At 70.4% G+C, this 18,017-nt stretch carries 17 protein-coding genes and 2 pseudogenes; 12 read left to right on the top strand and 7 right to left on the bottom strand.

The window, feature by feature from the left end; genetic code table 11:
• Nucleotides 1–172 precede the first annotated feature (172 nt).
• Complete coding sequence (locus AB0F18_RS17870) at nucleotides 173–1,042, bottom strand: LysR family transcriptional regulator (protein WP_362061239.1); 870 nt, start codon at nucleotides 1,040–1,042, stop codon at nucleotides 173–175.
• 76 nt (nucleotides 1,043–1,118) lie between these two features.
• Here AB0F18_RS17870 and AB0F18_RS17865 point away from each other — a divergent pair, with 76 nt between their 5' ends.
• The 5 genes from AB0F18_RS17865 to AB0F18_RS17845 all read left to right on the top strand — a co-directional run bounded on the left by AB0F18_RS17865 (nucleotide 1,119) and on the right by AB0F18_RS17845 (nucleotide 4,573).
• Nucleotides 1,119–1,487 (top strand): nuclear transport factor 2 family protein, encoded by a 369-nt coding sequence (locus AB0F18_RS17865; RefSeq protein WP_362061236.1) that lies wholly within the window; start codon nucleotides 1,119–1,121, stop codon nucleotides 1,485–1,487.
• Nucleotides 1,488–1,521: 34 nt separating this feature from the next.
• Nucleotides 1,522–1,767 (top strand): hypothetical protein, encoded by a 246-nt coding sequence (locus AB0F18_RS17860; RefSeq protein ID WP_362061233.1) that lies wholly within the window; start codon nucleotides 1,522–1,524, stop codon nucleotides 1,765–1,767.
• Nucleotides 1,768–1,980: 213 nt separating this feature from the next.
• On the top strand, nucleotides 1,981–2,562 hold the full coding sequence (locus tag AB0F18_RS17855; RefSeq protein ID WP_362061230.1) for a GNAT family N-acetyltransferase: 582 nt from the start codon (nucleotides 1,981–1,983) through the stop codon (nucleotides 2,560–2,562).
• Nucleotides 2,563–3,544: 982 nt separating this feature from the next.
• A complete protein-coding gene (locus AB0F18_RS17850) occupies nucleotides 3,545–4,006 on the top strand; it encodes a MarR family transcriptional regulator (RefSeq protein ID WP_362061228.1) in 462 nt (153 codons plus the stop codon).
• Between the two features lie 396 nt (nucleotides 4,007–4,402).
• Nucleotides 4,403–4,573, top strand: coding sequence for a hypothetical protein (locus AB0F18_RS17845; protein WP_362061225.1), 171 nt, complete (start codon nucleotides 4,403–4,405; stop codon nucleotides 4,571–4,573).
• Between the two features lie 644 nt (nucleotides 4,574–5,217).
• On the opposite strand, the gene AB0F18_RS17840 is transcribed toward AB0F18_RS17845, so the two are convergent.
• Together AB0F18_RS17840 and AB0F18_RS17835 are read right to left on the bottom strand one after the other, a co-directional pair.
• Nucleotides 5,218–5,784, bottom strand: coding sequence for a hypothetical protein (locus tag AB0F18_RS17840; protein WP_362061222.1), 567 nt, complete (start codon nucleotides 5,782–5,784; stop codon nucleotides 5,218–5,220).
• Between the two features lie 420 nt (nucleotides 5,785–6,204).
• Complete coding sequence (locus tag AB0F18_RS17835; protein WP_362061219.1) at nucleotides 6,205–6,489, bottom strand: hypothetical protein; 285 nt, start codon at nucleotides 6,487–6,489, stop codon at nucleotides 6,205–6,207.
• 196 nt (nucleotides 6,490–6,685) lie between these two features.
• Between AB0F18_RS17835 and AB0F18_RS17830 the strand changes: the two genes are divergently transcribed.
• A complete protein-coding gene (locus AB0F18_RS17830) occupies nucleotides 6,686–7,408 on the top strand; it encodes a dienelactone hydrolase family protein (RefSeq protein WP_362061216.1) in 723 nt (240 codons plus the stop codon).
• 103 nt (nucleotides 7,409–7,511) lie between these two features.
• On the opposite strand, the pseudogene AB0F18_RS17825 reads toward AB0F18_RS17830, so the two are convergent.
• Nucleotides 7,512–7,810, bottom strand: a pseudogene (locus AB0F18_RS17825) (helicase associated domain-containing protein); the annotation flags it as partial.
• Between the two features lie 263 nt (nucleotides 7,811–8,073).
• On the opposite strand from AB0F18_RS17825, the gene AB0F18_RS17820 reads away from it, so the two are divergent.
• Nucleotides 8,074–8,760: a DUF402 domain-containing protein gene (locus AB0F18_RS17820; protein WP_362061213.1), complete on the top strand. Its 687-nt coding sequence runs from the start codon at nucleotides 8,074–8,076 to the stop codon at nucleotides 8,758–8,760.
• Between the two features lie 506 nt (nucleotides 8,761–9,266).
• Nucleotides 9,267–9,836, top strand: a complete 570-nt coding sequence (locus tag AB0F18_RS17815; protein WP_362061210.1) for an EF-hand domain-containing protein — start codon at nucleotides 9,267–9,269, stop codon at nucleotides 9,834–9,836.
• An 86-nt stretch (nucleotides 9,837–9,922) separates the two neighbouring features.
• Here the strand turns inward: AB0F18_RS17815 and AB0F18_RS17810 are convergent, their stop codons facing one another.
• Nucleotides 9,923–12,262, bottom strand: a complete 2,340-nt coding sequence (locus tag AB0F18_RS17810) for an SDR family NAD(P)-dependent oxidoreductase (RefSeq protein WP_362061207.1) — start codon at nucleotides 12,260–12,262, stop codon at nucleotides 9,923–9,925.
• Between the two features lie 254 nt (nucleotides 12,263–12,516).
• On the opposite strand from AB0F18_RS17810, the pseudogene AB0F18_RS17805 reads away from it, so the two are divergent.
• Nucleotides 12,517–13,784 (top strand): annotated as a pseudogene (locus tag AB0F18_RS17805) (transposase).
• On the opposite strand, the gene AB0F18_RS17800 reads toward AB0F18_RS17805, so the two are convergent.
• Nucleotides 13,758–14,087 (bottom strand): hypothetical protein, encoded by a 330-nt coding sequence (locus AB0F18_RS17800; protein ID WP_362061204.1) that lies wholly within the window; start codon nucleotides 14,085–14,087, stop codon nucleotides 13,758–13,760. The pseudogene AB0F18_RS17805 and the gene AB0F18_RS17800 sit on opposite strands and share 27 nt — an antisense overlap.
• Before the next feature lie 448 nt (nucleotides 14,088–14,535).
• Nucleotides 14,536–15,570, bottom strand: coding sequence for a hypothetical protein (locus AB0F18_RS17795; RefSeq protein ID WP_362061202.1), 1,035 nt, complete (start codon nucleotides 15,568–15,570; stop codon nucleotides 14,536–14,538).
• Between the two features lie 948 nt (nucleotides 15,571–16,518).
• Between AB0F18_RS17795 and AB0F18_RS17790 the strand changes: the two genes are divergently transcribed.
• The 3 genes from AB0F18_RS17790 to AB0F18_RS17780 all read left to right on the top strand — a co-directional run bounded on the left by AB0F18_RS17790 (nucleotide 16,519) and on the right by AB0F18_RS17780 (nucleotide 17,855).
• Nucleotides 16,519–16,776 carry a hypothetical protein gene (locus AB0F18_RS17790; RefSeq protein ID WP_362061199.1) on the top strand — a complete coding sequence of 86 codons (258 nt, stop codon included), beginning with the start codon at nucleotides 16,519–16,521 and terminating at the stop codon, nucleotides 16,774–16,776.
• 112 nt (nucleotides 16,777–16,888) lie between these two features.
• Complete coding sequence (locus AB0F18_RS17785) at nucleotides 16,889–17,332, top strand: hypothetical protein (RefSeq protein WP_362061196.1); 444 nt, start codon at nucleotides 16,889–16,891, stop codon at nucleotides 17,330–17,332.
• A 13-nt stretch (nucleotides 17,333–17,345) separates the two neighbouring features.
• Nucleotides 17,346–17,855 (top strand): hypothetical protein, encoded by a 510-nt coding sequence (locus tag AB0F18_RS17780; protein WP_362061193.1) that lies wholly within the window; start codon nucleotides 17,346–17,348, stop codon nucleotides 17,853–17,855.
• Nucleotides 17,856–18,017 lie beyond the last annotated feature (162 nt).

Genomic DNA, 18,017 nt, shown 5'->3' with positions numbered 1-18,017 from the left:
CGCCCGACGCCACGCCCGCCGTCTCGGCCGCGTCCGCCGTGGATTCAGCCGTGGAGCGGATCGATCACCGTCATCCCGGCGGGGGAGGCCCGGTCGAACCCAGGCAGCAACGCTGCCGCCATCTTCGCCGGTGGTGAGGGATCCCATACGGTGCTGCGGACCCTGGAGGAAGTTAGCCGGCTTGCAGAGCGGCGAGGAGGCTGTTTCGCAGGAGCTGTGCGGCTGGGGACTGCTGACCTCGGCGGGTGATGAGCCCGAGCCGGGCTTGCGTGGCCGCGTTGACGAGCGGGACGGTCTGTAGGCCGGTGCCTTGTGTGGAGGAGGCGCTGAGGACGGCGATGCCGGCACCGCGCTCAGCGAGGCGGAGCAGGGCGACGGGAGAACTGGCGTCGATGTCCACGCGTGGATGGAGGCCGATTCTGTGGCAGGAGTCCTCGTAGGCGGCGCGGATACCGGTGCCAGGGGAGAGGCAGAGAATCTTCTCGCCCTGTAGGTCGCCGAGGTGCAGGTCCGGCCGGTCGAGGGGGTGTCCGGCAGGGATGGCTGCGGTGATCGGTTCGTCGATGACGATGCTCGCCTCCAACCCGGGAGTGACGCTGCCCGCGTAGCCGATCAGGGCGAGGTCGAGAGAGCCGGCAAGGACCTGGGCCTGGAGGTCGTCGGAGTGGCCCTCGTGGAGGCTGACCTCGATGCCGGGGTGGGTGCGGCCGAGGTCCGCGACGGTGTCGAGGAAGGCCGGGATCGAGCAGCCCATGATCATGCCGAGACGGACCCGGCCGCGAACGGCATCGGCGAACTCGGCGGCGGTGTGCTTGATGGCTTCAAATGTGGCAAGGGCGTTCTTCGCGAGGGGGAGAACGGCTTCACCGACCGGGGTGAGGCGGATGTGACGGCCGGAGCGGTCGATCAGTTGCTGGCCCAGTTCCGATTCCAGCTTGGCCACTTGCGTGCTGATGCCGGACTGGCTGATGTGCAGACGATGGGCGGCAGCGGTGAAGGTGCCCTCCTCCATGATCGCAGCGAAGTAGCGCAGCTGATGCATCTCCATATCCAGTAATGATAGCTGTCATCTGATCCATCTGTTGGACGGATTGCTCAGATGACAGGAGGATGGGGGCATGACGACGACGAAGAGTGCGCGAGAGCTTGCCGAGACCTACTTCACCGCCTGGGAGGCGGGCGACTTCGACACCTTGAGGGGGCTGCTGGCCGAGGATGTCGACTTCGTCGGAGCGCTGGGAACGGCGTCGGGGGTAGAGGAGGCGCTTGCCGGGCTGAAGGGGCTCGGTCAGGTGCTGGAGAACATCGACGTGAAGGTGCGGGTCGCAGAAGGTGATGAAGTGATCACCTGGTTCGACCTGTGCACGAACGTTGCGCCGCCTACCCCGACGGTGAACTGGATGCACGTGGACGACGGGAAGGTCACCCGAATCCGGGTGACCTTCGACCCCCGCGCACTGCTGGCGGGATTCGAGAGGCAGAACTGAGCGGGAAAACCCGGCTGATCAAGACACGACAGAGATGACGTCTAAGCAGGCCGTCCCGCTCTTCGATCAGGCGGTCAGGCTCGGGTGGCCGTCTCCGGTCGGCTCGGTGGACGTCGACTACAAGCACCACGGCGGGGTGACCACGGTCCCCCTCTGGGAGGCCCGGGACGTCGCGCTCCTGGAGGTGATCCGCCCCCGGGCCGACTGGCGGGCCGTGCGCACCTTCCCCGACCTGGTAGCCGGCACCGACGTGCACCCGCAGTTCGACCGCCGCGCGTAGCCGCGCTGCGCCGGGCCCGACGGCGGCCGTAGGCGTCTGACCTGGGCGGCCCGGCCCGGCCCGGCCCGGCCCGGGCAGACGCAGGCTCCCCGAGGCCCCTTCCGGGATCCGGCCTCGGTCCGGTGCTGATCTAGCGGACGAGCGTGATCCGCTGGCATCGCGTAAATCGCTTAAATCGCTTGCGTTTGCATGGTGCGTGAGCACAATCGGCGCGTGCAGATCTTGTCGTTCCCAGAAGCAGCCACTCCCACCGACTTGCGTGTGCAGGTGAGAGCGATCCAAGAGCAGGCGTGGCCGTCCGAGTCCGGTTCGGACGTTCCTGTTGACGGCCCCTGCCATGATCCTGCGCTGCGGCCGTTGTCGATGCTGCTCGTGGACGAGGGAACCGTGCTGGCCGCGCTGGACATCCTGTCCAAGGAGATCGTCCATGCCGGCCGGCGCTTTTCGGCTGGTGGGCTGAGCACGGTGGTGACGAGCAAGGAAGCACGTGGCCGCGGGTATGGCCGGCATCTGGTGACAGCTGCGCGGGAGAAGATGATCGCGCAGAGCCTGGACCTGGGCCTGTTCACGTGTGATCGCCCGCTGCAGGCGTTCTATGAGGGGGCGGGCTGGCGTGTGCTTCCGGGAGCTGTACTCATCGGAGGAACACCGCAGGCTCCGTTCCCCAGTGACCAAAACGGTTTCGGCAAGGTCACTATGGCGGACTTCTTCTCGCCTGAGGGCCGGCAGGCCCAGGCGTCGTTCCGTCATTCCCGCATCGAGCTGTATCCGGGGGAGATCGACAAGCTCTGGTGATAGCCGTCAGTGAGGCGGCGGATCCGCGGGTGCGGGCTGCGCTCGCCGTCCTGGAGGACCTGCCCCTGGCGGGGGTCGGGGCGCACGATCGTCGTGGAGACCACCGGCTGGTACGTCTGCCCCGAGACACCGCGCTGAGCGGCGCAGGCCGGCACGTTCGACCTGTGGCTGTGCAACGCTCCGGACCGCCCCCCGCACCTGGCTGGTGGTCAGCGTCGGTTCCTCGACCAAGAGCCCGCCGCCCACCTCGGGCACTTCGACTTCACCCCGCACCACCCGCTGCTGTGCCTGCCGCGCCCGCCGGGACCGGCGTCCTTTACCGCCCGGGTGACCGGCGGCGCCTTCCCCCACAAGAACTCCTCCCGTACCAAGGCCGCCGACGCGATCGGCGTAGCCCACCAGTGGACGGCCAACGACCCCGCTCCTGGCCGAATGCGTCCGCCAGGACCTGATGACGCTGCTGCCACACCTACCCACCCAGTGCTGAAGGAGCACACCCGGTGCCGTCGTACAGCTCGACTGGAAGGTCACCACCATCGGGTGGATCGGCACCCCGCAACGGCACCATGGCCGCCGTTCAGGACACACGCGAGGTCCCGGTGAGTACCGGTCCGTGGTCGACCAGGCGGGGAACGACGAGCTGCACGCGGCGCTGCACAAGGCGTGGGGCGAACCGGCCCCGGCACCCGAGCAGCGCTGGCCGTGGTGGAGCGGGCCCGGCAGATCGTGGAGAGCTACGAGGGCGGGGTAACGCTCGCTACCCCGAAGCGGTCGGCCGCTGACCGGCGTGGGGCAAGCCCAAGGGGCACCTGGGCAAGCCACCCCCACCGGGCTTGCCCACCCCGGCCGGGGCTCGCCGCCAGGGCGGCATCGGTCACGGTTCGCCCCCGGCTTCCCGGCGAACTGCAACCGCACCATCGCAGCCATGATGATCTGAACCAGCCTTGACCTCAATCGCACTTGAGGTCCTAGCTTGGCGATCATGACGACCGCAAGCACCCCGCAGAACGGCACCACCACGCTCGGCCGGCGGCCCATCGCCCTGGTCGCCTGGGGCGCCACCGAGGCGATCCTGCGGCACTCGCAGGCCGCCCTGGCACGCATCGACATGACCCAGCCCCAGTGGTGGGCCCTCAACAACATCGTTCGGGCCGAGCACGGCCTCACCAGGGAGGATATCCGCGCCTTGGCCGTGCCCTACGGCATGGGCACCCAGGTGATGGTCCACGCCTCCGACGCCCTCCTACACCGGGGCTGGCTCGGCATCGGCACGGACGGCCGGCTGACCCTCACGGAGCAGGGTCACGAGGGCCTGGCCACGGCGAAGGAACACATGGACCGGGTGCGCGCGGAGCTCATCGGCGACATCACGGAGGAGGAGTACGCGACTGCGGTCTCCGTGCTCCAGCGCATCGCCGACAACCTCGCCCAGGGGTTGCTGTGAAGGTGCCCGGCACAGCCATTTGAGCGACCACGGTCGCACGGCCGGCGGCCGGGGTCGGCAGACGCTGCTCGTCAGCTTCGACGCCGCGGTACCTGCCCGGCATCCCTACGCCAGGACCTTTGAGCGACAGCTCGCCGCGGGAGGGCAGCCGCGCAACTGGGCGGGCGCTGGCAGCGACCGGCTGGGCGACCCTCACCTGGACCGGCGGCGCCCTCAGCCCGACGGGCATCGCCCCCGACCTGCTGCGGAGTTCGACACGCGGCGTGGTCGACGCAGCACCGCACCAGGCCACCCTCTGCGGTGGGTGCCGTACTTGCGGGTATGGGTGTGTGGCCTGGGGGCATCTGGTAGAGGTGGTCTCGACCGGGTGCGCGAGAGGGGAAGGGAGCGGGCCGGGTGGATGTTCTGCGGCCGCGGACGGTGGTGTGTTCCTTCTGCGAGGCGGTTCCTGTTGATGGTGCGGTGCGGACGCTCGCGGTGTGGGGAGGGTGCCTGACGGTCACCTGGCACGACAGGAGCTGTCCGCACTACCTCGCCGACCGGGTGCTGGCCGGCAAGGAATCCTGACCACAACGCCGTCGGCCGCGCGGCAACGCGAAGGGGCGGCCGTGACCCGGGGGAGCGGGCCGGGCAAGGGGCCTGCCTGCGCCGGGTGCACAGCGTCCGACCCGGCCCCCGCCCGGCGGGCCGCCCACTCTCCCTACGGTGATTGCCGGGCAATCACTTCGCCGGCCGTCGCGTAATAGATGTTGATTTCCGAATGACGACGTGCCAGTCCGCGAGCGTGGTGAGCGTGTCGCCGAGGATGTGGCTGGTGAATCCGAAGCAACCCCGAATCTCGAAATTCACCACCGGAGCTCTTGAGACCTGCTTCGTCGACCGCCCGAATTGGACGGGGTCAGCCCATCGGCTGCGGCGACAGAGAGTGCCGTGGTGACGTACGAAAGCGGCATCAGCGCCAACAGCGGCAATGCGTACGAGGTGAGCATCGAGGTCACTGTCCCTCGGAACGGCGACCAGTATCACCTGACAGGCGTGGCGACATCCTCCAGCGTCCACACCGCCGGGCAAACATGCCGCCTGGCTCGGCTGCGTCTACGAGCTGTGCGTCGACTACGACTCCCACGACAGAGGAACGCCCTGCCCCATGACCGTGCGACAGCGCAAGATCACCGACAGAGCCCCACCGCGCGCACGTCCACGTCACTCCTTCAGAGGTGGGAAGTGAAGCCGGTGACGGGGTCGTGGGAGATCAGCGTCGGCATCTCCGGGTCGTACCGGACGATCTCGCCGGTCAGCAGAGCCCGTCGTTGGCTGGCCGTCGCGACCTCGACCAGGAACCGCAGCACGGCAGCCACCCCCGTCCCGTCGAGGACGTCTTCGGGCCAGAAGGAGAACTCGATCTCCTCCTCGCAGCAGGGCAGGGCGAAGAACCACACGGCGCCGAAGCGGGCCCGGAAAGAGAAAGTCGTTGCCTCTCCCTCGGGGTCGTCTGCCCAGACGCGGAAGAGGTCGGTGAAGGCGGGACGCACGGGATCGAGCTGGGGGTAGGGGTGCTCCACCTCAGTCTCGTCAGCCACGGCACGCAGGCGATCGAGGACAGCGATCCACTCGCCGCGGGTCGTGTCGAGGACCCGAATGTCCCTCAGGCTGCCGTCGAGATAGAAGACATCGCACATCCACGGCTCGGGCAGGCACCGCGCGCGAGCACCGTGCTCACCGGCGCGGACACCCTCATGCGGCAACTCGACCCGACCTCTCGCGTCCGTATCGCTCATGGAACCAAGGTAAAAGGTCGCCACGGCATGAAAGGACCCACCGGCCAGTTCAGGGGTGGGTGATCCCACACTCCACGTCCTGCGGCATCACAAGATCCCCGACAGAGCCGAATTACGCCGTCGTCCACACGCGGACGCAGGCGTTGCCGTCGACGTCTTCGCCGAGCTCATGGACCACGACAATGACCAGCCACCAGGACGTACTACCGCGTCAAGGAAGTACGCCTGCGGGAGGCGGTCGAGCGCGTCACCCAGATGCAGTTCGACCGCCACGGGAAGCGCATCTGGGGCGCGGTCACCAGCGTGCTCGACGCCCAACCCCCTACCGCCACCGCGACCTCCTCGCCCACATTCACGCCCAGGCCGCCGAACCGGCCACCACCCCCGGCGGCAACGGCCCCACCGTCAGCCGCGCATCGCTCAAGGCCGATCTCGCGGCCGCTGACGCCCACACCACCCCGCCTCGCCACCCAGGTCCGCCGCCTCGAACAGCGCCTCAGCCAAGCACTCGGCGAGCAGGTCTGGCGCGAGGCGGGCATCGGCGGCCCCGATGACACCGAGCAGTTCAAGGGACGGATCACCACCCTCGAACAGCAGGCGATCGACCTGGAACTGAAACTCCAGGAACGCGACGACGACCTCGCCGTCACCCGCGCTGCCAACCACGAGCTCATGGCCCAGCTCAACCGCCACGCCGAAGCTCACCCGACCCGCCCGGGTGAGCGCACGCGCCCGCAACAACCCGGTCCCGGTCTCTCAGCGGCCGGGAACCGGGTTGTCGGGAACGGGGTCTGTGACGGAGCTTGTGAGCCGTCGCCGCATTTCAGAGGCATACCCGCGCTGTTCTGCCAGCGGTGAACACCGGCCCGACCGAGCTCGGCAATCATTACGGTCCAGTCTCATGACGATTACGACGCGCACGGTCGAGTACCAGGCCGACGGCCGGACGATGATCGGGCACCTCGCCGTCCCGGCCGGTGTCGACCGCCGGCCCGCGGTGCTGCTCGGGCCAGAGGGCATGGGGCTCAGTGACGTCGAGCGCCGTCGGGCCGATGCTCTTGCCGAGCTGGGATATGTAGCACTGGCCTTCGACCTTCACGGCGGGCGCTATTTGGGTGACCCCGAGGAGATGCTGGCCCGTTGCCTGCCGCTGCTCGCCGACCCCGGCCGGATGCGGGGCATCGGACACGCGGCGCTCGACGTGCTGCGCGCCGAACCGCGGACCGACCCCGACCGGATCGCCGCCATCGGCTACGGCACCGGGGGCGCCATCGCGCTGGAACTCGGGCGCGACGGCGTCAGCCTGCGGGCGATCGGGACAGTCAACGCAACCACCACGGGCCTGCCGGGTGAGGCGGCGCGCATCCGCTGCCCGGTGTGGGCCGGGGTCGGATCGGATGACCCGATCATGCCGCCCGCGCAACGGGACGCGTTCACCGCCGAGATGCAGGCCGCAGGCGTCGACTGGCGCCTCACGGTCTACGGCGGCGCCTTGCACGCCTTCCACCACCCGCCGGTCGACCACCCCGTGGTCCCCGGCGTTGGCTACCACCCACGGCACGCGCAGCGAGCCTGGCACGACGTCGTCGACCTGCTCGCCGAGTGCCTTCCCGTAACGGAATGATCCGGCCGGCAATCTCGCGATTCCGGGCCGCGAACCAGGCCGGCCGACCGCCACCGCTCCGGTCTGTGGCCGGCGCTCCCTCACCACGCGAGGTGGCGTGTGGGCGTTGCTGGTGCACCCGTCGCCCGAGGGAGAAGTCCTTCGTGACGCCGACCTCCGTCTCGGTGTCGTACGGGACGGCGTAGAGGACGGTGATCTGGTTCTCGGCCGCCACTGGATGAGGGCCTGGTAGCCCTCCAGCCACACCAGGGACTCCGGTCGGTAGACCCGGGCGCGCAGGAACGCGGCGATCGTGGCCGCGTCCCGAGGAGAGGAGAAGTGCAGCAGCGCCGACCCCGCGGCGGCGTCGGTGCCGTCCTCCTGGTCCTCGCCGGCACCCGCGCCGCCGGCTCCGACGATTCGGTGTCGGCGACGCCGATCGCTGTCATCGAGGGTGTAGGCGGGGCGCCGTAGGGGATCAACAGGGGCTCGGACTGGCACCGCTTTCCTTGCGGCTCTTCCGGCCGATGTTGGTGGAGGCGTCAGGGCCGGTGGATGCCGTCGCCCCCCCTTCAGCCGACCTGAGCCGGGCAAGCCTCCTCCCCACGGGGGCTTGCCCAGGCCGCCTACTCGGTGCTGGGCTGGGGACCGCGTGCTGAGACCCGGCCGCGGTGAAGGAGGAGCTGGTGGAGAGCTTCGAGGAGGGCCAGACGGTCGTACGGCGCGACGTGCACCGTACGGGCCGGGTGTGGAGCGAGCACGCTCTGCGTGTCGTCGCCGACACGAGCGAGGCCCTGGTGGCTGCCTGCTCGCCAGGGGCTGAGGCCCGCTGGCCGGCCCTGTACGCCAGGGCACTTGCCGAGGGCGACCGGTCGGTGCGCACGGAGGCGTTCGACGCGATGGCGACCGGCGTGTGGGGGCTGACGGACGCGGTGTGGCAGGAGACCGAGCTGCTGCTGTGGAAGCAGCCGACGGCGTGGTTCAGCGTCAACGCCTTCTACGTCCCGGACGGGGACGGGCGCCGGCTGCGGAACTGGTACGTGAACTTCGAGCACCCCACCCGCCGTACCGCGGACGGCTTCGACACCTTTGACCTGACCGTAGACCTGGTCGTCGACCCCGGCCTCAGTCGCTGGGAGTGGAAGGACGAAGACGAGTACGCGCACGTGCGGCGGCTCGGCATCGTCACCGACTCCGAGCACCAGGCCGTCGACGCCGCTCGCGACCAAGTGCTCGCGATGATCACCGAGCGCTCCGGCCCGTTCGCCGACGCCGCCGCGTGGGCGTCCTGGCGGTGGAACCCGGCCTGGCCCGCACCCCGGCTGCCGCGGCCGGCGGCGGCCGGTGAGAGCGGTGCACCGGCGGCCGGCTGACCGTTGCCTGGACGCTTGCGGCCAGCGGGGCGCCGCCTCCGGCCGGTGTGACCGCTGGAGGCAGGGCGGCGGAACATCTGTCTGGCCGACAGCGGGGCGCACCGGCCCGGCGGCCCTCAAGGACCAGGAGGTGACTGCCCGGACAGCCGCGGTCTTGGCCATGGCGGACAGCAGCCGTCGGCCAGCGCGCTGCCGTCCTTCTCGGTGAGCGGTTCGGACTCGTCGCCGCCCTTGTGACAGCGAGACAGACCGCTTACGACCGAAGTCGCGCCAGTCCGGCCCTCCGGGACGTGCTCCCAGAAGCCAAACCTCGACCTCCTACGCCAACACGTACTCCTCGCCCCGTGCCCCTCCGACATCACAGCATCCCCGACAGAGCCGAATGACGTGGCTGTCCACAGCGGCCGGTCCGCGGACGTTTCCTTGTGGGCGGCCCGTCGTTGGCCTTGTGGCAGGGTGCGTTCCGGCGCCTTGTCTTTGTGTTCGCACGCTTACGAGGAGCAGCGATGACCGAGCGGGACTTTCTGACAGCGAAGATCGAGCGGGGTTTCGACCACCTCGACGTGGACGGCAATGGCACGCTCACCGAGGACGACCACGTGGAGATGGGCCGCCGGGTGGCACTCTCCCTCGGCCACGCCGAGGGCTCCCCGGAAGCGCAGCGGATCACCGCCGCCTACACCGGCATCTGGCGGGAGGTGCACCTGCCGTTCCTCCCGCCCGGCAGCCAGGGGATTCCCAAGGACCGGTTCGTCGCCTCGACCCGTGCCCTGGCCGAGAACCCCGAGACCGCCCGGACCGTCCTCGGCGGGCTCGCCAGCACTTACCTGGCGATCGCCGACATCAACCAGGACGGCCAGATCAGCCCGGCCGAGTTCCTCGCGTTCCAGCGTGGCCATTTCCCGCAGTTCACCGCGGAGGAGGCCGAGGAGGCGTTCGCCCGCCTCGACACTGACGGCAACGGCATGCTGTCGCCCGAGGAGTTCACCAACGCGGTGATCGAGTTCTGGACCAGCTCGGACCCTGACGCCGCCGGCAACTGGTGGATGGGCCGCCCCTCCTTCTCGCACAGCTGATGCCCCCACCGCCGGCGTCCTGGCCCGAGACCGTCAATGGTCGTACGGCCCGGACGCTCGGCGGTCGGCGGTCGGCCGGGGTGGGATCACTTGGCTGCCGACCCCGCAGGTGCGAGGGCGGGGTGTTCGGGGGTGAGGTACTGCCCGGAGAGGTGGTCGGCCGCGCCTGCGGCGAGCAGCAGGGCGCCGCGCGTACTGAGCGCGGTGGGGGTGGTCCGGCCGGCGGCGTGTTCGCGCAGGTACCAGTCCTGGATCCGTTCGTCCCAGGATCCGGGTTCGGGACGGCCGTCCAGTTGGCGGGTGGCCATGCCGATGGTGAGCAGCCCGGGGTGGTAGGCGAAGGCGCGCACGCCATGCGGGCGCAGTTCGGCGGCCAGGTTCTCGGTGAATTTGATCACTGCGGCCTTGGCGACCGAGTAGGCCGACATGTGCGGCCACCGGTGCAGTCCGGCGTTGCTGGCCACGGTGATGATCCTGCCCCCGCGTTCGATCAGCTGCGGGACGAAGGCGTGGCAGGTCAGGAAGGTGCCGCGGACGTTGGCCTGCTGAGCGGACCACCAGTGGTCGGGGTCGTTCTCCCAGGCGGGGCCGCAGGGCCCGGGCGCTCCGGCGTTGGCGACCAGCACGTCCACCCCGCCCCATCGGGCCAGTAGCCGATCGGCGAGGTCGCACAGTGCGCCGTGGTCGGTGCTGTCCACTGCCGCGGTGTGCAGGTCGCCGTGCGGGGTCAGCTCGGCGTGCACCCGCTCCAGAGCGGCCCGGTCACGTCCGGTGACGGCGACCCGGGCGCCGTGGTCGAGGAAGGCTTCGGCCAGAGCCCGGCCCAGGCCGCGGGAGCCGCCGGTGACGAGCACGGTCCGGCCGGTGAGGTCGGGGTCGAGCGGGCGGGCGGCGCCCGGGCGGGGGGCGGTGGGGGTGAGCAGCCGGCGCAGCGGTTTGCCGGAGGCGGTCCGTTCGATGTGCGGGACTTCCCGCAGGAGACGCGGCTTCTTGTGGGGGGCGAGCCGAGCCGCGACGAACTCCTTGATCTCGGCGCCGAGTTCCGGGGTGAGGCGGCTGCCGGTGGCGGGCACGATACAGGCCAGGGGGAGTTGTCCGGCCCGCTGGTCGGGGACCGGGACGAGGGCCGCGTCGGTGACCGCCGGGTGGGTGCGCAGCACCTCTTCGACCTCGGTCGGGGAGATCTGGTGCCCGTTGTACTTGATGACGTCTTTGAGCCGGTCGACCACGTACAGGCAGCCGTCGGCGTCGACCCGGGCCAGGTCGCCGGTGGCCAGCCAGCCGTCGGCGTCGGTGACCGTGACGAGCCGGCCGTCCGGGGCGAGGTATCCGGCGGCGACCTGCGGGCCACGCAGGTGGAGTTCGCCGGTTCCGGCCGGCCAGTCGCCTGGGACGGAGCCGTCCGGTGCCACCAGCCGGTATTCGGTGCCGGGTACGGGATGTCCGCTCGATCCGGGGCGGCGGATGGCGCCGCGCCGGGTGAAGTGACAGGTATTGACCTCGGTGAGTCCGTACGCGCCGTCCACGGGTACGCCCAGGGCGCGCTCGCAGCGCGCGGCCGTCTCCGGGTCCAGGGGGGCACCACCGCTGAGCACCTGCTGGAGGCGGTGGGGTCGCCGGGTGTGCGGGCGGCTTAGCGAGGGGTGCTCGGCCGCGGCGGCGAGGTCGTGCACCATCGGCGGCACGGCGTGGAGCAGGGTGATGCCGTGTTCGGCTGCCGCGTCCAGGGCCGCCTGCGCGTTCCACCGCGGGAGCAGCACCACACTCGCGCCGGACAGCAGTGCGTGGTTGAGGACGTACTGCATCCCGAACAGGTGGAAGAACGGTAGTACGCCGAGCAGTACGTCGTCAGGTGCCAACGGTTGGGCGGCCGCCAGTTGGACCAGGCCGGCCACCGCGTTGCGGTGGGTGACGGCGACCGGTTTGGGGCTGGCGGTGGTGCCGGAGGACCAAGGCAGCAGGGCGAGGCCGGCCGGTGTCCCCGTGGTGCCGGAGCGGGCCCGGCCGGGGCCTGCGGAGAGGCGGACGAGTCGGCCTGCGGGGCTGCCGAGCAGCGTCCGGGCGCCGATCGCCTCGGCTCGGCGGGCGAGTTCCGGAGCCGGGGTGCGGTGGTCGAGCGGGCTGACCACCGCACCCGTGGCCAGCAGACCGAGCAGCGCGGCCGCGAAGCCGAGGCCGTTGGGCAGGGCGAGCAGCACCCGCTGCCCGGGCTCCACGCCGGTGTGCCGCGCTTCCTGCGCACAGGCCAGGGCGCGTTCCCGGACCTCCTGGTGGCTCCAGCGCTCGCCGGTGGCGCCGTCGATCAGCGCCGGGCGGTCACCGGCTCCGGGCGGCAGGGGCAGCAGCAACTCGTCGAGGGTGACCTCGGGGATCTGCGGTGTGCTCTCGCTGCCGGGCACGGGCCGCGAGGGGGGCACGGTTGACATGGTGTTCTCCGGATGGGGGCGGGCTCGGGGCGTCTTGCCGGTCGGCGCCCGCGCAACGTGTGCGCGGGCGGTGTTCTCACACGGCGGGAGGCTCGTGGCGGGGCGGGGGCCCTAGCTTGATCTTTAACGTACGCCGTCGAACGGTGCGTCGTACTTGATCACTCGGTTCGGTATCCGCCGTACGTGGAAGCGGCCTTCGTCTGAACATGTGCTCCGACCAAGGAACACACATGTCCAGCGCGAAGGCCGTGAGGATGAGTCTGCTGCATCATGATGCTCGCCGGGAAGCGTTGGCGGAACTGTCACGCTTCCGGGGTGAGTTCTATACCTGTCTCACCGCTCGTTCGGATGCTCTGTTCGAGCTTGCGGATGCGGTGTTGTGCGGGGACGGGCCGGTGAGGTCGCTGGCAGAGTTGTCGCTGGTGGGCGAACACCGCCGCGGTCACGGAGGTCTCTACGCCGCCGTCTCGAAGGGCCTGGTCGATGCGGACCGGATGCGACGAGCGCTGGCCTCGGTGCCGCTGCCGCGGGCGGCCGACGGGCGGCTGGTCCTGGCCGTTGATATCACGTGCTGGCTGCGGCCGGACGCCCACACCTCACCACAGCGGATCTTGTGTCACACCTACGGCAGGCCGGTGACCCGGACATCCTGGTCATCGCGGACGCCGGATACGACGCACCCCGCCTCGCCTTCCTGCTGAAGGATTTGCCGGTGCAGGTCCTGGCCCGGATGCGGTCGGACCGTGTCCTGCGCAGGCCGGCCCCGCCGCGGCAGCCTCACACCCGGGGCCGGCCGGCCCGGCACGGCGGCGAGTTCGTCTTCGGACAGCCCGACACCTGGGGCACCCCGGACACCGAAACCGTCACCGACACCCGCCTCTACGGCACCGCCCGAGCACGCTCGTGGGACCGGCTGCATCCCAGGCTCACCCACCGTTCATCCTGGGCCGCGGCCGACGGCACCCGTCCGGTCGTCGAGGGGACCGTCATCCGCCTGGACATCGATCATCTGCCCACCACAGCCACCCCGAAGCCGGTCTGGCTGTGGTGGTCCGGCACCGACGCCACCACAGCCGACGCCGACCGGCTCTGGCAGGCATACCTGCGTCGCTTCGACATCGAGCACACCTTCCGCCTGTTCAAGCAGACCCTCGGCTGGACCTGCCCGAAGATCCGCACGCCCGAGGCGGCGGACCGCTGGACCTGGCTGATCCTCGCCGCCTACACCCAACTGCGACTGGCCCGGCCACTGGCAGCTGACCGGCGCCGCCCATGGGAGAGGCCCGCCTCCTCCGACAGCCTCACGCCCGCACGTGTCCGCCGCGACTTCCGGCACATCCGCCCGGCGGCCGTCTGCCCGGCCCAGGCACCGAAACCCACCCGCCCCGGCCCGGGACGCCCTCCCGGCCGAAAGAACACCCGGCCCACCCCACACCACGACGTCCACACACCCCGCAAAACCGACACCGCGAAGGCGAGAAGCAAGAAGTCGACCTCAGTGGGACGAGACGAAGCCCGCTGACTGGTCGAGGTGGAAGGGTGAGCCGCGGCTCTCGGGCGTCCAGCCGTCGGCGAGAGCGGCGCGGATGCTGTCAGCCACCTGGGCAGGCAGGATCGGGCTGCCTTGTGTTCCGAACCAGTTGCTCGGGTGCGGCTGGTTGGTGGTAACCACCAGCGTGGTGCCGGCAGCGTGGGCGTGTTCGACCGCGTAGGTGAGGGGTGACCGGACCAGTCCCTGGTCGTAGGTCGGCCGTTCGCGGAGTCGCCACCGGTAGGTGGTGCCGTCCACGTTGATGAGCCGCGATCCCCTTTTGACCAGTGCCATGTCCACATCCTTTCCGATGTGACAGTAGGGAACGGCGGCCGGTCGTGTCCTGCCGATTCCCGTCGGACGGTGCAGCTTCTGCTCATCGGGATCACGTCCGGCTTGCTGCCGGGATGGTGGGTTCCTGCGGCCACTAGCCCACCCGAATGGCGGAAAATCCATCCGGGCTGCGGGGCGCACGGCCGGCCGTCGAGGGCTGTGGACGAGCCGGCCTCCTCCGGATCCGCGGACACCGGGGGCGGGCCGGATCCCGGGGCGGAGCAGACCGCAGGAACACTCCCCGGACAGCGGCCGAGTCTGCGCCGTCACGAGGGGTCCCTGTCTTCCGTGGCGACGGGGCTGACGAGCGGGCCGGGAGACCGTGGCGGCGTGTCCCGTGGAGACAGCCTGGTGCCTCCACGGCACGCCTGGCCGTGCCCCGCCGGCCTGCCTGCTCGTGGCCGTCGGCCTACCGGGTGCCGAGTGCCTGGGCCGGCGGGGGCAGGGGACAGGTGAGGGGGAGGACGCGTTCGGTGAGCTGCCCGGTGAGGTGGGTGTCGGTGAGGGCGGCGTCGGTGAGCCAGTCCGCTGCGGTCAGCTGGTCGACCAGGTCCTTCAGTTCGCCACCATCGGCCGGGACCCAGGCGGCGAGGGCGTTCAGGGCGATGCCATGTCCACCAGGGCCGAGGGATCCCGAGGCTTCGGTCTGAGTAGCCAGGCGCAGGGCGAGGAGCCGGGTGCCGGCAGTGGCCTTGGCCTTGCGGAGCTTCTTGTCCGAGATGACCCTCTGGGCCCAGCCGGAGAGCTTGGGCCGCATCTTCTTGCCGAACGTGAACGGCCCCGTCCCGTCCGCGCCGGGTACCAGGGAGGGAACGGTGATCGGGGTGGCGTTCTCCGGCCGGGAGGCGAGCAGGTCGCCGACCGTGCCCGGAAGCACCAGCCAGCCGCAGCCGGTCAGCTTCTCGACCAGGTCCTCGGGATCGGTCAGGCCCAGTGCGGTGAGGTCCTGGCCGACGAGGTTGCCGGTGCCGGTGTGCGCGGTGCGCAGGGTCAGCATGAGCACGAGCAGCCGTGCTTCCGGTCCGGGCAGCGGGGCGTGGTCGGCTACGTAGGCGAGGACAGAACGTGCGTGGTCCCACTGCGTCGGGACGGTCAGCAGTCGGGCCACGGTCGGCCCGTCGCAGCCGGTGATGCCTCCGGTGCGCTGCTGGTGCTGCAGGCGGGCGGCGACAGCGGCCTGCTCGGCACGCCGGGCTTCCCACCGCAGGACCCCCTCGCAGGTGGCATCGGCCCAGGCGGTGAAGGCGCGGGCCTTGCGTTCCTGGAGGTCGGCGAGCAGCGCCAAGTCGGGCTGGTCGCGCTGCTGGTAGGCGCGGAAGAGGTCGCCGAGTTCGATGAGTTCGTCCCGCAAGGCGGCGGGCCGCAGGTCGTCCGGGATGACCCGTTGCGCGATCTTCGCCTGCGGCAGGCGGTGTCGCGCAGGTGCCGAGCGGGGCGCCGGCACCTCCCGCAGACCGGACACTGGCGAGGAGGGGTCGCAAATCCGCGGGGTGCTCGTGGGAGAGGATGCAGGGCGTTCGGCAGTTTCCGGGCCGGTGGCAGCCGGGGCTGTGAGGATGACCTTCGCGCCGGGCGTGGCGGCCGCGCAGCGTGAACAGCACTCCATGGCCTGCCACACCCGCCGTTCCCGATCGGTGACCACCGCCAGGACAACCACGCCGCCGCAGCGCCAGGGCTGGGCGCGTTCATGCCGGCCGGTGGGGCGCAGGTGTGTGCGGCAGTTGTCGGCCCGGCACGCGCAGTACGCGTCGGCCCGAGGGCCGGCCGTGGCCTGTAGGTGGGACGTGAGGTGAGCTGCCGCGGCGGCGCGGCCGGCGGCTGCGGACGGCTGACGCTGATCGGCACAGGCCGGGCGGCTGCACGAGACGCGCACCGCGGCACTGCCGCGGCCGGCGGCGTCCACACGCACTGTCCAGCGGCGTCCCAGTACCCGGTCGTCCAGCTCGCGTGCCACAACCTCTGTCACGTCGGCCTCCTCTGCCCTGTCCTCGCAGCCGCACCCGCCCTCGCGCGTACGGCGGTCGGGCCAACCGTACCGACAAGCGGCCCGATGACGGGGGAAATCGCTGGCGGCCCGTCACAGCGAGGTTGACCGTCGGCACGTCAACAGCGGTTTCTCGGCCAATGCGGGTGGGGAACCGGGCACGGCATCGGCCGGCTGGCGCGAAAGTACGACAAGTTCCCCAAGCCGGATGACAGGCCGTACGACTCGTTCAACCTCAGCAGGCCGGAGCCCGAGGAAGTATGGGACGCCACCGCGGTCTACTCCTGGGCGGCCAAGACTGCGGAGTTCGCCCACCGCGGCGCCGTCCTGCTGCGCCCCGCGCCCAAGGACCCAGCTCCGGGCCGCCGGCTCGGATACCGCGACACCCCGCGCGGGCCGGCCCTGTGGGTGCTCACCAGCGACGGCCACGTCCATCCTGCGCCGTGCACGCCGACCGAGCACCTGTGGTGGGGCGACGGGTGGGGCGACCGGCCCAGCGAGGCCGCCGCCGTCGACGCGCTCCTGGGCGACCTCGGCGTCACGGTGAACCTGCGCGAGCGCTGGAAAGCCCCCAAGGGCCTTACCACCCTGTTCAACGAAGAGCACAAGCAGGGCAGCGAGCTCACACGCGCCGCCCTCCTCCACGCCCGGATGACACCCCGCTGACCTCGGAGCCAAAGAAGGGTCGCTCCCATCGGAAGCTACCCTGCCGGGCCTCACACCCGGTCCGTGCCCACAACAAAAGCCGATCACAACAAGCACCAGGAAGGGGAAGGTCGTGACTGACAGCACGCCGCCCGGCATTGAGGGGCCGCGTCAGAGCTGGGTCTACAGCGCAGGGAGCTGTCGCACCATCAAGGATCTGCTGACGCAGGCAGAGGGAAGGTCGTTCAACGACGCGGTCAAAGCTGTTGGCTACGAGTCGTGGACCGGAGCCGGAGAGGTGTACAACGTCCCGCTGACCCTCACCGTCTTCGCGCGGCTCCACGAGCCCTGCTACCTGTTCGACCTGGAGGGGAGCGAGATCTCCCAGCAGTTCTACGCGCGGACGCTCCCCGATGCGTTGGAGCTGCTCAACCAGCTGGCGCCGACCCTTCAGACACTAGCCGTCACCGACCAGATCGCCCGGGCTGAGCCCAAGACCATGTCGGTGCTCGCAGACCTCCTCGACACCCTCCACGGGCGCCGCCGGGACACCTCCGGCCGCATCGTCCAACGCTGAAAGGAACGCCGACGTGAGTGAACACGCCATCGCGTATGTACACAGCAGGAACCTCGCGGACGAGACGGCCCGGCGTGTGTTCCTGGCCGTGGCCGAGCAGAGCAGGGGGGAGGGCGACATCCTCGGCCTCAACCTGTGGGACACAGACATCCCCGTACTCGCCCAGCGGGCCGGTCTCGGCGTGGAGGAGTTCCGCCGCCAGCTGCGCGCCCTCACGCAGCACGTACGGACGGACGTCCTCGAGCACTCCGACGGCCTGTGGGAGATCGTCTACGGACCGAGCTCCACCCAGCCGCCCCGGCCCCCATCGCCGAGGCCCTCACCCCCTACGTACCGTGCCGGCCGAGGTCATCAAGTCCTGGCTGACCACCCCACCACGGTGACCGCGCCCAGACGCCTTGTCCGCTGCAAGGCTGGAGCCGCGAAGGTGGCACGGTACTCAGGCTCGGCAGCCGCGAGCGCGCTGATCAGCGGTCCCCGATCGCCTACGAGAACGACTTCCGACCAGCAGCAACTACCCTGAACCAAGCCGCACAGCCGTGTTCAAAATCCGGGGTCAAGGCCCCCTTCCCGGTGACCCCCTCGCCGATCTGCTTCGGATGTCGGTCCTCATTCGTTCAGCGGAAAAACGGCCGTGCCGACTGAGGCGGACCCTGTCCGGCGTACATCACCACGGCGAACGGCC

The sequence above is a fragment of the Streptomyces sp. NPDC029216 genome, from assembly GCF_040648015.1.
Taxonomy (GTDB): domain Bacteria; phylum Actinomycetota; class Actinomycetes; order Streptomycetales; family Streptomycetaceae; genus Streptomyces.
Note: the sequence above shows the minus strand (reverse complement) of the source record. Positions and strands in the feature narration are given on the sequence as shown.

Coding starts and splice junctions, on each gene's coding strand:
- AB0F18_RS17870 (WP_362061239.1), bottom strand. CDS start 1,042: ATGCATCAGCTGCGCTACTTCGCTGCGATCATGGAGGAGGGCACCTTC.
- AB0F18_RS17865 (WP_362061236.1), top strand. CDS start 1,119: ATGACGACGACGAAGAGTGCGCGAGAGCTTGCCGAGACCTACTTCACC.
- AB0F18_RS17860 (WP_362061233.1), top strand. CDS start 1,522: ATGACGTCTAAGCAGGCCGTCCCGCTCTTCGATCAGGCGGTCAGGCTC.
- AB0F18_RS17850 (WP_362061228.1), top strand. CDS start 3,545: ATGACGACCGCAAGCACCCCGCAGAACGGCACCACCACGCTCGGCCGG.
- AB0F18_RS17840 (WP_362061222.1), bottom strand. CDS start 5,784: ATGAGCGATACGGACGCGAGAGGTCGGGTCGAGTTGCCGCATGAGGGT.
- AB0F18_RS17830 (WP_362061216.1), top strand. CDS start 6,686: ATGACGATTACGACGCGCACGGTCGAGTACCAGGCCGACGGCCGGACG.
- AB0F18_RS17815 (WP_362061210.1), top strand. CDS start 9,267: ATGACCGAGCGGGACTTTCTGACAGCGAAGATCGAGCGGGGTTTCGAC.
- AB0F18_RS17810 (WP_362061207.1), bottom strand. CDS start 12,262: ATGTCAACCGTGCCCCCCTCGCGGCCCGTGCCCGGCAGCGAGAGCACA.
- AB0F18_RS17800 (WP_362061204.1), bottom strand. CDS start 14,087: ATGGCACTGGTCAAAAGGGGATCGCGGCTCATCAACGTGGACGGCACC.